The following is a 15,727-nucleotide window of genomic DNA, read 5'->3' as shown; positions in this document are numbered from 1 at the left end:
CTCCGCTAGGTCGAACGCGCCGGCCCGGCCAGCGCCGGCGCCTTCGGCTTGCGGAACACCAAGACGTTGCCGAGCATCACCAGGACCAGCCCGGCCAGCGCCGGTGCGGTCCAGCGGTAGCCCTCGGCGAAGGCCGAGATGTTCAACGCCACCACCGGGAACAGCACGGTGCAGTAGGCGGCGCGATCCGGGCCCATGCGCCCGACCAGGGTCAGGTAGGCGGTGAAGCCGATCACCGAGCCGGGGATCGCCAGGTACAGCAGCGAGCCGACGTAGCGCGCGCTCCAGTCGAAATTCAGCGGCACGCCCTGGAACAGGCACAGCGCCAGGAGGATCAGGGTGCCATAGAGCATGCTCCAAGCATTGCCGGTGAGCGGGCGGATGCCGGCCTTCTGTTGCAGGCTGGAAAGCATGTTGCCGGTGGAGAAGCACAGCGTGCCGAGCAGGGCCAGGCCGAGGCCGTAGAAGGTTTCCGGGGTGGCCTGGTGACCCACCAGTTCCGGCCAGAACAGCAGCCCCAGGCCGATCAGGCCGAGACCGCCACCGGCCATCACGTTCGACGCGATGCGCTGGCCGAACCACAGGCGGGCGTTCAGCGCATTCCACAGGGTGGCGGTGGAGAACACCACGGCCACCAGGCCGCTGGGAATCCACTGGCTGGCGGTATAGAAGCAGATGAAATTCAGGCAGAACAGGCATACGCCCTGGGCCATGCACAGGCGTTGGCCCCGCGCGTCCAGCCTTTGCAGGCGGCGGCCGAGCAGCAGCACGGCGAACAGCACCAGCGCCGCCAGGGCGAAGCGGTAGGCGATCGACAGGGTGATCGCCACCGGACCCATCTGCAGCTTGATGGCGATCCAGGTGGTGCCCCAGATGAGCACGGTGAGCAGGTACAGCGAAAGATTCATGGCGACTCCGCAACGACAGGATGCCGTCAGTCTGCGGGCGAAGCCGGGCGCGACCATTGTCCATTCTTGCGCTTTTCATCCGCCGCCTCTCGCGGCAGCGTCCGGGCGCGGGTAGCATGGCCGGCATGCACCAACCCAGCGATTTCCAGGTATTCCGCACCCTCGACCGGACCTCCAATGCGCGCCTGCTGCGCAGCAGCACGCTCAGCGACGGCCTGGCGCTCGCCCATTGGTACCGCGACGAAGCGGAGATCCTCGGCTACAGCGACCCCGGCCATCACACCCTGTCGCTCTACCTGCAGGGCGGCTGGCAGACCTTCCGCCGCGATCGTCCCGGGCTCTATGGCGGCCCCGACCGCTTCTGCGTGATGCCGGCCGAACACCACTCCGACTGGGCGGTGACACGCGGCCTGGGCTTCATGCACCTGTACATCAGCCCGGAACGCCTGGCCGGCGCGGCGGTACGCACCCTCGATTGCGAACCACGCAGCCTGCAACTGGAGGAGCGCACCTACATCCAGGACGAGCCGCTGGCCGCCCTGTGCCGGACCCTGGAACGACAGGACTGGAACGAACCCGGCGAGCGCCTGCTATGCACCAGCCTCGCCCACCAGGCGGTGGACCACCTGCTGCTCACCGGGTGCGGCAGGCGTACCGACGTACGCTGGCAGGGCGGGCTGGCCGCGCACGTGCGGCGGCGCCTGGCCGACTACATCGAAAGCCACCTGGAGCAGCCGCTGGAACTGGGGTCGCTGGCGGAGCTGGCGGCGCTCTCCGAGTACCACTTCGCGCGCATGTTCCGCGTCTCCTTCGGCCTGCCGCCGCACCGCTACGTGCTGGAACGACGCCTGGCGCGGGCCCGCGACCTGCTGGCGTACTCCGCGCAGTCGCTCCAGGAGGTCTCGCTGGCCTGCGGCTTCGCCAGTCCGAGCCATTTCAACCGGCGCTTCCGCGAAGCCCATGGCGCCACCCCGGGGCAGTACCGCGCCGCCCTGAAAGCCTCCTGAAAGCCAGGCGCCGACAGCCTGCGGTTGTAGGCAGGCATTCCCGCAGCATAAAATGATAACTATTATCATTCGTTAATCCTTCTGCTCCGGGAATGTCCAGGTGTCGAGCGCCGACCTCGCCCACGCGGCCGCGTTGCATACCCTCTACAGCGACCACCACCACTGGCTCACGGGCTGGCTGCGGCGCCGCCTCGGCTGCCCGCAGAACGCCGCCGACCTGGCCCAGGACACCTTCGTCAAGGTCCTGGTTTCGCGCCAGGCCGCGCGCATCGACGAACCGCGCGCCTTCCTCACCACCATCGCCCGCCGCGTGCTGTGCAACCACTACCGCCGCCAGGACGTCGAGCGCGCCTACCTGGAAGCCCTGGCCAGCCTGCCCGAGCGGGAAGTCCCCAGCGAAGAGACCCGCGCCATCGTCCTGGAGACCCTGGTCGAGCTGGACCGCCTGCTCGACGGCCTACCGCCGCTGGCCAAGGAGACCTTCCTGCTGGCCCAGCTCGACGGCCTGGGCTACGCCGAGATCGCCACGCAGCTGGGCATCTCCCTGAGCAGCGTCAAGCGCTACATGCTCAAGGCTGCGCAACGCTGCTACTTCGCCGAGCTGCCATGAGCCTGCCCGCCGCACCCAAGGTGCCGCCGCAGGTGGCTGAACAGGCCGTGCGCTGGCTGGTCGAGCTGCAGGGCGGCGCCGACGACGAACGCCTGCGCCAGGCCTGGCAGCGCTGGCGCCAGGCGGCCCCGGAACACGAGCAGGCCTGGCGCCACATCGAGGCGGTCAACCAGCGCCTGGCCGGGATAGGCACGCCACTGGCCCTGGCCGCCATCAACGCACCGCATTCGCCGCAACGCCGGCGCGCGCTGAAGACCCTGCTGCTGGTCCTGGCCGCCGGCGGCAGCGCCTGGGGCCTGCGCGAGAGCGGCAGCCTGCAGCGCTGGAGCGCCGACTATGCCACCGGCGTCGGCGAACGCCGGCGCCTGGCCCTGGCCGACGGCAGTCGCCTCGAGCTGAACAGCGACACGGCGGTGGATGTCCGCTTCGATGCCGGCGAACGGCGCCTGCTCCTGCTGCGCGGGGAAATCCAGCTCAGCACCGGCCACGACCCGCGCCCGCTGCACGTGTACAGCGCGGAAGGCCGGCTGCGACCGGTGGGCACCCGGTTCGACGTGCGCCAGTTCGCCGGACGCACCCGCGTCGCCGTCCACGAAGGCGCGGTGCAGGTGGAGAACCACGCCGGCCAAGGCCTGCTGCTGCCCAGCGGCCGGCAGCTGGACTTCGACCGCGAGCGACTCGGCGTTCCGCAGCCGTTGCCGGTCGGCAGCGGCGCCTGGACCGACGGCATGCTGGTGGCCGCCGGCATGCGCCTGGACGAATTCCTCGCCGAAGTCGCGCGCTACCGCCCCGGCCGGCTGGGCTGCGACCCGCGCATCGGCGGCCTGCGGATTTCCGGCAGCTATCCGCTGGACGATAGCGAGCGGATCCTCGCCACCCTGCCGGCGGTGCTGCCTGTGGAGGTACGGCGCGTCACCCGCTACTGGGTCGGCGTGCACCCGCGCGAATGAGCGGAAAGATATTTCCGCGTACCTGAGCCTTTTTCCCCACCTCGCGTGACAGAGGAGGAAAGCCAACCTCGAACGATCCACTGGAGTGTCCCTCATGTCCCCGTCACGCGCCCTGTCGCCGCTCAGCCGCGCCCTGCTCCTCGCCTGCCTCGGCGGTCCCGTCCTGGTTTCCGCCGGCAGTGCCTGCGCCGCCGAGATCCGCACCGATGCCCGCCAGTACTACCGCCTGCCTGCCGAGCCGCTGGAGCAGGCGCTGAACCACCTAGGCCGCCAGGCCGGCGTGCTGATCGCCTTCAGCCCGGAACAGACCGCCGCGCGGCGCAGCCAGGCGCTGGACGGCGAGTACACCCTGGAGGAAGCCCTGGCCGCCCTGCTCGCCGGCTCCGGCCTGGAGGCGCGCGCCCGCGGCGACGGCGCCTATACCCTGGAGGCGCTGCCGGTGGAAGACCCGGCCAACCTGCAGGCGCTCACCGTGGTCGGCGACTGGCTGGCCGACGCCAGCGCCGCCGACGTCTTCGAGCATCCCGGTGCGCGCGACGTGGTCCGCCGCGAGCAGTTCCAGGCCCAAGGCGCGGCCAGCACCCGCGAAGTGCTGGAGCGCATTCCCGGGGTCAGCGCGCCGCTCAACAACGGCACCGGCAGCCACGACCTGGCATTGAACTTCGGCATTCGCGGCCTCAACCCGCGCCTGGCGTCGCGCTCGACGGTGCTGATGGACGGCATCCCGGTGCCCTTCGCCCCCTACGGCCAGCCACAGTTGTCGCTGGCGCCGGTGTCCATCGGCAACATGGACGCGGTGGACGTGGTTCGCGGCGGCGGCGCGGTGCGCTACGGGCCGCAGAACGTCGGCGGCATCGTCAACTTCGTGACCCGTGCGATCCCCGAGGACTTCGCCACCAAGCTCGACGTGCACAGCGAACTCAGCCCCAGCTCCAGCCAGGACGGCCTGAAGACCACCCACAACGTGCTGATCGGCGGCACCGGCGCCAACGGCCTCGGCGGCGCCCTGCTCTACTCCGGCACCCGCGGCGGCGATTGGCGCGAGCACAGCGATACGCGGATCGACGACCTGATTCTCAAGGGCCGCTTCCAGCCCAGCGACGAACACGCGTTTTCGGCGATGACCCAGTACTACGACGGCGAGGCCGACATGCCCGGCGGCCTCAGCGCCGCGGCCTACCGCGACGATCCGTACCAGTCGACCCGTCCCTACGACAAGTTCTGGGGCCGCCGTACCCTGGCCAGCGCCAGCTACGAATACACCCCCAACGCCAGCCAGAAGCTCAACGTCACCGGCTTCTTCACCAAGACCCTGCGCAGCGGCTACCTCGACCAGGGCCGCAACCTCACCCTGTCGCCGCGCGAATACTGGGTGCGAGGCCTGGAAACCCGCTTCAGCCAGGGCTTCGAGCTGGGCGAAAGTCGCCACGAAGTGGGCATCGGCCACCGCTACGTCAACGAAGCCAGCCACGAGCTGCGCTACTGGACCCGCGCCGACAGCGGCCAGCTACCCAGCACCGGCAGCCGCAACGACCGCGACACCCGCGGCAGCACCGAAGCCAACGCGTTCTACATCGACGATCGCATCGACATCGGCAACTGGACCATCACCCCTGGCATCCGCTACGAGAAGATCGACTCCGAACAGAAGAACCTGCTGAAGAACAGCAAGGACAGCGGCCGCTACAACGCCTCGCTGCCGGCGCTCAACGTGATCTACCACCTCACGCCGAGCTGGAACCTCTACGCCAACACCGAGGGCTCGTTCGGCACCGTGCAGTACAGCCAGATGGGCAAGGCAGTGCAGAGCGGCGACATCGAGCCGGAGAAGGCCCGCACCTGGGAACTCGGCAGCCGCTACGACGACGGCATCCTGCGCGCCGAACTGGGCGCCTTCCTGATCAACTTCGACAACCAGTACGAGAGCAACCAGCAGACCGACAGCGTGACCGCCCGCGGCAAGACCCGGCACAAGGGCATCGAGGCGGCGATCGCCTACGACCTGGCCGATCTCGACCCGCTGCTCTCCGGCTTCGACGTCTATGCCAGCTACGCCTACGTCGACGCGAGCATTCGCGAGGACGGGCCGAACAAGGGCAACCAGGTGCCGTTCTCCTCGAAGCACAAGGGCACCCTTGGCGCCAACTACCGCACCGGTGCCTGGAGCTACAACCTCGACGGCAGCTTCCAGACCAGCCAGTACGCCGACAACGCCAACACCGAGAGCGAAAGCGCCGACGGCAGCACCGGGCGGATCGCCGGCTGGATGGTCTGGAGCGCGCGCGGCACCTACGACTTCGGCCCGCAACTGAACGACCTCAAGCTCGGCCTGGGGGTGAAGAACCTGTTCGATCGCCGCTACTACACCCGCTCGTTCGACGACAACAACAAGGGCCTCTACGTCGGCCAGCCGCGCACCCTGTACGTACAGGCCTCGGTCGGTTTCTGAAGGAAGACCGCGGGAGCGCATGGCGCAACGGCGGACGATCGCCAGCGATCATCCGCCCTTCCCGCCGCCGGGCCTGGTCCCCCTCAGGCCCGGCGTCACTTCCAGTTCGGATCGCTCTCCAACTGTTTCATCAGCAGCTCGCGGACCTGCCTGGAGGGTTCGCCGTACCAGCGATAGGTGGCGTACTTGCTCGGCGTCTGCATGACTTCGGCGGGCTCGTCCGGCAGGCTCACCTGCAGCCCGTAGGCGGCACTCTTGTCGCCACGGAACGCCACCAGCAGGCGGTTGTTGCCGCAATCGTGGGGTTTGCAACTGTTGGCCAGGACGTAGGGCTGGCCCTCCAGGCTCAGGCTGGTGGACGGGGAACTCGGGCCGCTGGCGTCGGAAACCCATTTCGGCACGTCGCTCTCGCCCTTGAACATGGCGTGCCAGGTGGCCTTGTAGCCGGGCTGGCCGAGCAGTTCGAACAGCCGCGGCTGCTCCTCGGCCTGCGCCGGCGCCCAGTGCAGCGCCGCGCCCAGCAACGCCAGGGAGAGCAGTCTGGATACTCCGTTCATGGTGATTTCCTTCGATCGGGTGAAATGAAAGCAGTCTATCCGGCGGTGGCCGCCGCTGGCTGCTTGGAACGGCACGACTGCGACAAGTTCGCTGTCCACCGGCAATTCCATCGATCGCCGGATGACAGGCATCCCGACGCGCCGCGTTTTACCGCTATAATCCCGCGTTTTTCCGGGCCGTCCCGCGCCCACGCCAACGGATTCCAGCAGGCACGCATCCATGACCACTCAGGCCGCCGAAGTCGCGAAGCGCCGTACCTTCGCGATCATTTCCCACCCCGACGCCGGTAAGACCACCATCACCGAGAAGCTCCTGCTGATGGGCAAGGCGATCGCCGTCGCCGGTACCGTGAAGTCGCGCAAGTCCGACCGCCACGCCACGTCTGACTGGATGGAGATGGAAAAGCAGCGCGGCATCTCCATCACCACCTCGGTGATGCAGTTCCCCTACCGCGAGCACATGATCAACCTGCTCGACACCCCCGGCCACGAAGACTTCTCCGAAGACACCTACCGCACCCTGACCGCGGTGGACTCGGCGCTGATGGTGCTCGACGGCGGCAAGGGCGTCGAACCGCGGACCATCGCCCTGATGGAAGTCTGCCGGCTGCGCGACACACCCATCGTCAGCTTCATCAACAAGCTCGACCGCGACATCCGCGACCCCATCGAACTGCTCGACGAGATCGAGGCGGTGCTGAAGATCAAGGCCGCGCCGATCACCTGGCCGATCGGCTGCTACAAGGACTTCAAGGGCGTCTACCACCTGGCCGACGACAGGATCATCGTCTACGTCCCGGGCCACGGCCACGAGCGCATCGAGACCAAGGTCATCGAAAAGCTCGACTCCGACGAAGCCCGCGCCCACCTCGGCGATCTCTACGACAATTTCGTCGAGGAGCTGGAGCTGGTGCAGGGCGCCTGCCACGAATTCGACAAGGACGCCTTCCTCAAGGGCGAGATGACCCCGGTGTTCTTCGGCACCGCGCTGGGCAACTTCGGCGTCGACCAGGTCCTCGACTGCATCGTCGACTGGGCGCCGCAGCCGCTGTCGCGCGCCACCCACGAACGCAGCGTGGAGCCGACCGAGGAGAAGTTCTCCGGCTTCGTGTTCAAGATCCAGGCGAACATGGATCCCAAGCACCGCGACCGCATCGCCTTCATGCGCATCTGCTCGGGCAAGTACGAGAAAGGCATGAAGATGCGCCACGTGCGCCTGGGCAAGGACGTGAAGATCGCCGACGCGCTGACCTTCTTCTCCTCCGAGCGCGAGCAGCTGGAAGAGGCCTATGCCGGCGACATCATCGGCCTGCACAACCACGGCACCATCCAGATCGGCGACACCTTCAGCGAAGGCGAGAACTTCGGTTTCACCGGCATCCCGCACTTCGCCCCGGAACTGTTCCGCCGCGTGCGCCTGAAAGACCCGCTGAAGTCCAAGCAGTTGCGCCAGGGCCTGCAGGAACTGGCCGAGGAAGGTGCGACCCAGGTGTTCTTCCCCGAGCGCAACAACGACATCATCCTCGGTGCGGTGGGCGTGCTGCAGTTCGACGTGGTCGCCAGCCGCCTGAAGGAGGAATACAAGGTCGAGTGCGCCTACGAGGCGATCAACGTCTGGTCGGCACGCTGGATCGAGTGCGACGACGAGAAGAAGCTCAAGGAGTTCAAGGACAAGGCCTTCGAGAACCTCTCCGTGGACGGCGGCGGGCACCTCACCTACCTGGCGCCGACCCGCGTCAACCTCAGCCTGATGGAAGAACGCTGGCCGGACATCCGCTTCCGCGCGACGCGCGAGCATCACTGATCGCACGGGAGGAGCCAGGAACAGCCTCCCTGTCTCCTCCCGCGGCGGTCTCGGCGCAGGGCGGATAACCCTATCGCGGCTATCCGTCGCTCCAGCGCGGTATCGGCGGACAGCCCCTGCGCAGGCAAAGCGAACGCGACGCTGCGCGAAACGCCTCCTTCCCTCCTCCCAGGCTCCCCTCCCCATCGCGCCATCGCTCCGTACGCCTGCGCCTTTCGCAGGCGGGTGACGAGACTTCCAGGTAGGAAATCCCTTCAAGCGCAACCAGGCAAGGACGCGGTTGCCCAAGCCGTTTCCGAAGGTGCCTCCTGAGCAGTTCAGATAGGTTGTCCGCCCCCGAGTGGCACGGCAGAGTGCCAGGGTTTATCTCATAGGGACTTGAGCATGAGCGGCAAACCCGCTGCGCGCCTGGGCGATCCGACCGCGTGTCCGCTGCCGGGCCACGGCAGCAACCCGATCGTCGGCGGCTCGCCCGACGTCTTCTTCGACCATCGGTCCGCCGCCCGCCAGGGCGACGCCACCGCCTGCGGCGCCACCCTCAGCGCCAACGTCATCGCCAACGTACTGATCAACGGCAAGCCCGCCACCGTGGTAGGTAGCGTCGGCACCCACGGCAACCTGGTGGTCGGCGGCGCGGGCACGGTGCTGATCGGCAACAGCGGCGGCGGCGCACCCGCTCTCGCCCTCGCCCCACCGAAGCTGTGCCTGCAATGCCTGCTGCTGGCGGCACGCCGCAACCAGGCCCTGGTGCCCCTGGAAAGCCTCGGCGGCGCACCGTGAGCCGGCTCCAGCCGGCGCTCGCGGCGCCTACGCCGGACAGCCGCCTGTTCGCCCTGGCGGACGGCGCCCGCTACCTGACCCTGGACACCCGCCTGGAAAAGGCCGCGGGGGAAATCAGCTCGCGCTGGCTGCTGGCCGGGAGCGAGCTGGACGAAATCGCCCATGCCGGGCCGGTCCTGATCGAATTCATGGACAGCGCCCCGCTTTCGTCATCGGGCGAGTTCCTCGGCTGGCTGCGCGACTGGGACCGCCGCTCGCCCATGGCCTCCTGGCTGTGGAGCCGGGCGTCCTTCGAAAACCTCGCGAAACACTTCGCCGGGCTGCTCTTCACCCGCATGCCCGACGGCCGCCGGGCGCTGTTGCGCTACTACAGCCCGGAAGTGCGCCGGGCGCTGGAACAGGTCATGACCGCGCGGCAATGGACGCAAGTGATGGCGCCGCTGGAGCGTTGGCAGGTCTGGCAGCCCCTGCAGGGCGGCTATCTCGTCTATGACCGGGAAACGGAGCGGACCGCCGATGCTTGAACTGGATGCCGGCCAACTGGATCGCCTGCAACGGGTCCGCGACGACGAAGTCATCGAGCGGGTCCTGCTGGAGGTACGCCGGGAGGCTCCCGCCTGGCTCGAACGACGCGGCCTGCTGCCCGCCATCCGGCAACTCGGCGAGCTGCGCACGACGGCGCTGGAACTGGGTATCGAAGAGCCCGGGACGATCGAACGCTTTCTTCTGCACGGCCTGGCCTTCCCCGCTTTCCAGGACACGCCGGCGTTTCTCGCACACATGCGCCGGCCGCTGGCGGACAGCCCGGAACAACGCTTCCAGGACTACGAACGGATCGTCGAGTTTCGCCTGGCCAGCCAGAAATGGCGCGCGTACGAAACCTCGGGGAGACCGGCATGAGCGGCATAGGCGCGCTTTTCCGACCGCTGCCCCGCATGGGCCCGCGGCTGCCCTTCGAGCTACCCGCGCCGCCCCGGCCGCACTTGCCGATGCCGGCGCCGCGCCCGCTGCCGCGACCGGCCCCCGGCGCGCTGCCCAGGCCGGTACCGCGTCCGATGCCGGTTCCGCAGACCCTGCCCAGGACCGAGACCGGCACGCTGAGCCGCGACCGGACCCGGGAAGCCGAGCGCGATTGCAGCAAGAGCCAGGGCCGCGACAAGGACTGCGTGGAGTGCCCGCCGTCCCAGGGCGAAATGGCCATCGCCAATAACGGCAAGGGCCACAGCATGTCGGACCTGTCCGCGCGCTACCAGCAGTGGGTGACCAATTTCCCGTTTCCCCACGAATGGTTCTGGAGCGGCACCTGGTGGGACGGCTTCGACGAGCCGCGCTGCACCCTGCTGGAGGCGAAGGCCAACTACGCCTTCCTGTTCGTCCCGCTGCTCGGCGTGCCCAGGCCCTGGGCGCGGGCCAAGGTGAAGTCGGACCTGCTGCAGAAGGCCGAGGTCCACAGCGACAAGGCCCGACCGACCCCGCCGGTGTTCGTCGAATGGCACTTCCTGCAGCGGATCGTCTACGAGTACTGCGCCGCGGAGTACCTGCGCATGGGACTGGCCAACCTGAAGGCATTCTGGAATCCGATGCCGGGAACGGACGAGCACGACGACTACCAGGAAACCCGCGCGAAGGAACAGGAAGAGATGAAAAGGTTTTGCGAAGAGAACCCGGGGTATTGCGCATGACGGACGCCAAGGCTTTCAGGCGCTACATATTCGAGCTGTACTTCGATCCGGCACGGCTCCTCGAACTGGACGACGACCAGCACCTGCAACGGATAGAGCGCTTCCTCGATGCCCTCGCGCCCCTCCATCCGGTGCTGGAGAACTGGTACCTGTGCGGCGACTCCCTGCGCGACGCCCTCAGCCACAACGTCACCGAGCACCGCCAGGATCTCGCCAAGGCCCTGTCGCGTGACCGGCGCACCCGGGCGGTGGAACTGGTGCTATGGAACGGCGAGGAGGATCCGTTCAAGGGCGGGTTGTCGCTGGACTACGAGGCCAGCGGCAGGGCCGTCTCGACCAGGCTCCAGTTGGAAGATGCCGGCAGCCTGCTGCAGGTGTCCGACGCACCGGCTTCCTCCTTCGTCGCGATCTTCCTCGCGGCGCTGAAAATCTGGCCCGAAACGACCTGGGGCATGCTCGCTCCGCATACGTATTTCGTACACCAGCGGACCTTCCCGGACCGCCGCAGCATCGGCTGGATCGGCTTCTGCCCGCATCCGCTAAGGGCCACGGACTTCCCGGCGGCTACGGAGCTGGTCGACATTCCCGGCCGTGGCACCCTGCTGCTGAACGGCCGCGAACCGATGGACGAAACCCGTCGCGAACATTTCGAGCGCGTCGGCGAAGCGGACATCAAGCTGATGGAACTGGGCTACCTGCCGCCGCTGCGCGGTTGACGACGTACGAAGCAAAAGCCGCCTGCGTTCCGTAGGGCGAATACGCCACCGGCGTTATCCGCCGGCATCCGCCGCAACGGCGGATAACCGCAAGCGGTTATTCGCCCTACAGGCCCACGTGCCATGCAGAAAGGCCACCCGAGGGTGGCCTTTCTGCATGGCGACCAACGCCACGGGCGCTATCCGCTGCCTACCTGCGGTGCTTCTTCATCGCCACCCGGCGCAGGTCGATACCGATCACCACCGGGTCGTGGTCGGAGGCCCGGTACGGCTCGGCGTTGTACAGGCTGTCCTGCTGCCGAGGGGTCTTGAACTCGACGTTGTAGTCCAGCACCCGGGGCTCGTCGGCGTTGATGTGCCACTCCACTGCGCCGCGTACCTGGCGCGCCAGGCTGGCGTTGGCGAGGGCGTGGTCGAGGTAGCCGGACTGCCCGGAGAACACGTAGGAGTAGCCCTTTCCTGCGCCCGCCTGACGCGCCACCAGGTCGGTGTAGCCGGCGCCGCGGATGACGTTCACCGGGTCTTCCTTGGCATAGGAATTGAGGTCGCCGATGATCAGGCGGTCAGGTTCCTTGGCGCCCGTCGGATCGCCCGCCAGCCAGTCCACCAGGGCCTGGGCGGCGCGCGCCCGGGTCAGGTTGCAGTTGCCCTGGCCGTCGCCGGTGTCCGGGTCGCTGTCGCAGGCCGAGCCCTTCGACTTCAGGTGGTTCACCGCGATGGTCAGGCGTTCGCCGCCATTGATCTCCTGGAAGGTCTGGGCCAGGGTCGGACGGTTACGGGTGTCGTCGAACTCCGGGTTCACCGAACTGTCGAGCACCGCCGCGGATCGATAGGTGCGGACCTTGTCGCCGCGATAGATCAGCCCCACGGCAATCTCGTCGCTGCCCAGCTTCGCCCGGTTCGGGTTGACGAAGGCATAGCGCTGGCCCTGAGGCAGGCTGGCGTTGAGGCCGTTGACCAGGTCGGCGATGGCGCTGAACTCGCCGTAGCCGTCGTTCTCGATCTCCATCAGGCCGACGATGTCCGCCTTCGAGGCGAGGATCGCCGCGACGATCTTCGCTTTCTGCCGCTGGAACTCCTCGGCCGTGTTGGCTCCGCGCGAGGTGGGGAAACCGCCGCCCTTGCCATCGCCGTTGAAGTAGTTGAGCACGTTGAAGCTGGCCACCCGCAGGCGCCCTTCCACCGCCGGCTGGGCCGGACGCGGATTGGCCGCCTCGAAGGTCGGCGTCTGCAACGGCTGGATACGGTAGCTGCCGGCCGAGTAGTCGAGCACGCCGTCGATGGCGCTGGTGCGATCGCCGACGCGCAGGCTGTTGTAGGCGCTCAGTTCCGGCGCCGGGTAGCGGATCGGGTCGGGGTTCTGCCCGCTGCGGCCGTCGTCGAGGAGAATCCGGTCGAGGTCGTTGCGCGCCTGCATGGCCTTGGCCTGTTCGCCGGGAGCCACCACGTTGGTCGGAGTCATCTGGCGGCCGCCGGAGGACAGCAGGACCTCGCCGTAGCGGCCGAGGTTGTAGACCTCGTTGACGGTCAGCGTCTGGCGGAGCTGCACGCGCATGCCTTCGTAGCGCTCCAGCGCATCGGCGCTGGCCAGCGGCAGGCTGATGCCGGCCGGCGTCGGCAAGGCCACGCCGCTCGCCAGGACGCTGACCTGCAGTGGCCCGACCAGCTCGGTGAGGCCGTTGAACTCGCGGACCTGGCCGGTCACCCGGACGCGGTCGCCGAGCTTGACGTCGCTGCCGTTGCCGCCGTCGTAGACGAAGATGCCTTCGGAGGTCGCCGGGTCGCCGTCCACCGTGGCATCTTCCTGCTGCACGTAGAAGCCCTTCAGCTCGCTGGCGTTCTGGAAGTCGCCGACCACCACGCCCTCGATGGCGACCCGCTGGTTCACCAGCGGACTTTCAGCGCCGGCGCCCTGCACCTCGTGGATCGGTCGCAGGCCGGCCTCCTCGCCGCCGCCGGGCTCACCAGCGCCATGCTGGCCGAGGTTGGCGAAGGTGTCGCGCGGGTAGCCCAGCCATTGCGCCGCCGGGTCGAAGGCGTCGCTGGGATCGCTGTCGCCGTCGCGGATGTCGGCCTTGCGCACCAGGCTCCGGTCGAGGGTCTGCACATCGCCGCTGCCCCAGGTCGTGCCGGGGTTGAAGCCGACCTGGCCGAGGCTGTCGAGGATCTCGCCGCTGCGCCGGCGCAGCAGCACCGCGTCGTTGCCATTGAACCAGTTGCCTTCCACCCGCTGGCTGGCCAGCGCCAGCAACGCCGGGTCGGCCACGCCGTTGGCAAGGACGAAGGTCTTGCCCGGCGCCAGGCTGCCGCTCAGGTCGATGCTGCGGCCCGCCGCGCTGGCGCCGTTGAAATAGAACTCGACGCGGTAGGCGGAGAGGTCGAGGACTTGGCTGCCGCTGTTGTAGAACTCCAGCGCCTTGTTGTTGCCGCTGCCTTCGACATACTCGGAGATGATCAGCTCGGCGGCGTTGGCCACCGGCAGCCCCAGCAGGGCCAGGCCGCCCAGCAGGGCGGCGTTACGCAAGGGGTGCATCGGGATACTCCTTTATCGGAATGGGGTAGCCGCGGCTCAGGCGCCGTCGGGCTGCAGTTCCTGGGAAAACACCGGCTCGCCGTCGAGGTCGCGCAGGGTGACGGTGAGCGCGCGGCTTTGCGCATCGATCTCCACCTCGCCGAAGAACTGGTAGCCGGCGAAGGGGGAACTGTTCTGGACCAGCGGGGCCTTCTGGAACATCACCTGCGGGCCGAACGTGCCATCCAGCGCGTTGGGTCCGAAACTACCGGCATTGAGAGGCCCGGCGACGAACTCCCAGAACGGCGCGAAGTCCTTGAACGCGGCGCGCTCCGGGCTGTAGTGGTGGGCTGCGCAGTAATGCACGTCGGCGGTCAGCCAGACGGTGTTGCGCACCCCGGCGCGCTGGACGAAGCGCAGCAGGTCGGCGATCTCCAGCTCGCGGCCGAGGGCGGCACCGTCGTTGCCATTGGCGATGGCCTCCCAGCGGTCGCGCCCCTGGGCGTCCTTGCCATCGGGCACGCAGAGGCCGATCGGCATGTCGGCGGCGATCACCTTCCACTGCGCGCGCGAACCGCGCAACTCGCGCTTGAGCCATTGCAACTGTTCACGGCCGAGGAAATCGGTGGCGGCGCTGCGCCGCGCCTGCAGGTTGGCGCTGTTGCCGCCGCGGTAGCTGCGCATGTCGAGGACGAACACGTCGAGCAAAGGGCCGTAGGCGACCTTGCGGTAGATCCGCCCGTCGCGCCCCTGGCGCTGGAAGCGCAGCGGCGCGTATTCGAGGAACGCCTGGCGCGCGCGGGCCGCCAGCACGTCGATGTCCTTCACCTGGTAGCGCTCGTCGAGCTGCTTGCTGGAGGACCAGTTGTTGGTGGTCTCGTGGTCGTCCCATTGCCAGATCTGCGGCACCTCGGCGTTGAAGCGGCGCAGGTTGTCGTCGAGCAGGTTGTAGCGGTAGTTGCCGCGGAACTCGTCGAGGGTCTCGGCGACCTTGCTCTTGGCCTCGGTCACCCGGTTGCGCCAGATGCGCCCGCTCTCGGTCTCGATGCGTTCGGGGATCGGCCCATCGGCATAGATGGTATCGCCGCTGTGCAGGAAGAAATCCGGCTGGCGCCGGCGCATGGCTTCGTAGATACGCATGCCGCCGATATCCGGATTGATCCCGAAACCTTGCCCGCAGGTGTCGCCGCTCCAGACGAAACGGATATTGCGCGTCTCGCTCGGCGCACTGCGCAGGTGGCCGAACCAGGGCTTGCTCAGGCTGCCGTCGCGGGCATCCTCGAAGCGCACCCGGTAGAAGATCGACTGGTCGGCTGGCAGGCCACGCAGGTCGATGCGCGCGGTGTAGTCGAGGCGCTCGTCGGTGACCGGCGAGACCAGCCGGCGCGGCTCGCTGAAGACGCTACGGGTGTCCCATTCGACGATCATCCGCGCCGGGCGGTCGGTGCGGCTCCAGACCAGCGCGCGGTCGCCCTGCACATCGCCGGATTGCACGCCATCGGTCAGCTTCGGCCGCGCCCTGGGCGAGGCGATCACCGCCGGCGCGCCCAGCGCCGGCAACAGCAGTCCAGCGCCCAGGCCTTGCACGACGCGGCGGCGCTTGAGGTCCATCCCACTCATACCGGAGTTCTCCGCAGGCTTCACGAAGGTCCGGTTTACCGGGGCAAGTTGACAGGGGCGTTACGGGGACAGACAGGCTATCCGTTTGGTCAGGGGAAACGCCCATTCGCTCCGCGCCGCCCATGCGGCAAC

14 protein-coding genes are annotated in these 15,727 nt (G+C 68.1%); 10 read left to right on the top strand and 4 right to left on the bottom strand.

The annotated features are described in order from the left end of the window. Positions 1 to 5: 5 nt before the first annotated feature. On the bottom strand, positions 6 to 908 hold the full coding sequence (locus tag VQ067_RS05470; RefSeq protein ID WP_003132629.1) for a DMT family transporter: 903 nt from the start codon (positions 906 to 908) through the stop codon (positions 6 to 8). A 125-nt stretch (positions 909 to 1,033) separates the two neighbouring features. On the opposite strand from VQ067_RS05470, the gene mdrR1 reads away from it, so the two are divergent. The 4 genes from mdrR1 (at position 1,034) to fecA (ending at position 5,924) form a co-directional block, all read left to right on the top strand. Then, positions 1,034 to 1,915, top strand: coding sequence for a transcriptional regulator MdrR1 (gene mdrR1, locus VQ067_RS05465; protein ID WP_003132628.1), 882 nt, complete (start codon positions 1,034 to 1,036; stop codon positions 1,913 to 1,915). 100 nt (positions 1,916 to 2,015) lie between these two features. Beyond that, a complete protein-coding gene (locus VQ067_RS05460; protein ID WP_003092999.1) occupies positions 2,016 to 2,525 on the top strand; it encodes a sigma-70 family RNA polymerase sigma factor in 510 nt (169 codons plus the stop codon). Continuing rightward, positions 2,522 to 3,475 (top strand): FecR domain-containing protein, encoded by a 954-nt coding sequence (locus tag VQ067_RS05455; protein ID WP_003110908.1) that lies wholly within the window; start codon positions 2,522 to 2,524, stop codon positions 3,473 to 3,475. The genes VQ067_RS05460 and VQ067_RS05455 overlap by 4 nt, the downstream gene beginning before the upstream one ends. A 94-nt stretch (positions 3,476 to 3,569) precedes the next feature. Then, positions 3,570 to 5,924 (top strand): TonB-dependent Fe(3+) dicitrate receptor FecA, encoded by a 2,355-nt coding sequence (gene fecA / locus VQ067_RS05450; RefSeq protein WP_019484967.1) that lies wholly within the window; start codon positions 3,570 to 3,572, stop codon positions 5,922 to 5,924. Between the two features lie 95 nt (positions 5,925 to 6,019). Here fecA and ivy read toward each other — a convergent pair whose 3' ends face one another. Next, positions 6,020 to 6,481, bottom strand: coding sequence for a lysozyme inhibitor Ivy (gene ivy, locus VQ067_RS05445; RefSeq protein WP_003093002.1), 462 nt, complete (start codon positions 6,479 to 6,481; stop codon positions 6,020 to 6,022). A 220-nt stretch (positions 6,482 to 6,701) separates the two neighbouring features. Between ivy and VQ067_RS05440 the strand changes: the two genes are divergently transcribed. The 6 genes from VQ067_RS05440 (at position 6,702) to tsiT (ending at position 11,463) form a co-directional block, all read left to right on the top strand. Beyond that, positions 6,702 to 8,285, top strand: a complete 1,584-nt coding sequence (locus tag VQ067_RS05440; RefSeq protein ID WP_003093004.1) for a peptide chain release factor 3 — start codon at positions 6,702 to 6,704, stop codon at positions 8,283 to 8,285. 384 nt (positions 8,286 to 8,669) lie between these two features. Then, a complete protein-coding gene (locus VQ067_RS05435; protein WP_003093006.1) occupies positions 8,670 to 9,065 on the top strand; it encodes a PAAR domain-containing protein in 396 nt (131 codons plus the stop codon). Further along, complete coding sequence (locus VQ067_RS05430; RefSeq protein ID WP_003110911.1) at positions 9,062 to 9,589, top strand: DUF4123 domain-containing protein; 528 nt, start codon at positions 9,062 to 9,064, stop codon at positions 9,587 to 9,589. The genes VQ067_RS05435 and VQ067_RS05430 overlap by 4 nt, the downstream gene beginning before the upstream one ends. After that, positions 9,582 to 9,965 (top strand): hypothetical protein, encoded by a 384-nt coding sequence (locus tag VQ067_RS05425; RefSeq protein WP_022579765.1) that lies wholly within the window; start codon positions 9,582 to 9,584, stop codon positions 9,963 to 9,965. The genes VQ067_RS05430 and VQ067_RS05425 overlap by 8 nt, the downstream gene beginning before the upstream one ends. Then, entirely contained in the window at positions 9,962 to 10,747 is a 786-nt protein-coding gene (gene tseT, locus VQ067_RS05420) for a type VI secretion system effector protein TseT (protein WP_003143063.1), read from the top strand. The genes VQ067_RS05425 and tseT overlap by 4 nt, the downstream gene beginning before the upstream one ends. Then, a complete protein-coding gene (gene tsiT / locus VQ067_RS05415; protein ID WP_033991328.1) occupies positions 10,744 to 11,463 on the top strand; it encodes a type VI secretion system immunity protein TsiT in 720 nt (239 codons plus the stop codon). Before tseT ends, tsiT begins: the two co-directional genes overlap by 4 nt. A gap of 190 nt (positions 11,464 to 11,653) precedes the next feature. Here tsiT and VQ067_RS05410 read toward each other — a convergent pair whose 3' ends face one another. After that, on the bottom strand, positions 11,654 to 13,996 hold the full coding sequence (locus tag VQ067_RS05410; RefSeq protein WP_034019494.1) for an endonuclease/exonuclease/phosphatase family protein: 2,343 nt from the start codon (positions 13,994 to 13,996) through the stop codon (positions 11,654 to 11,656). 36 nt (positions 13,997 to 14,032) lie between these two features. Further along, positions 14,033 to 15,595: an alkaline phosphatase D family protein gene (locus tag VQ067_RS05405; RefSeq protein ID WP_021265235.1), complete on the bottom strand. Its 1,563-nt coding sequence runs from the start codon at positions 15,593 to 15,595 to the stop codon at positions 14,033 to 14,035. Positions 15,596 to 15,727 lie beyond the last annotated feature (132 nt).

It is taken from the genome of Pseudomonas sp. KBN12P06040, assembly GCF_037574965.1.
Lineage (GTDB): Bacteria > Pseudomonadota > Gammaproteobacteria > Pseudomonadales > Pseudomonadaceae > Pseudomonas > Pseudomonas aeruginosa.
This window is presented reverse-complemented; position numbering and strand designations above follow the sequence as displayed.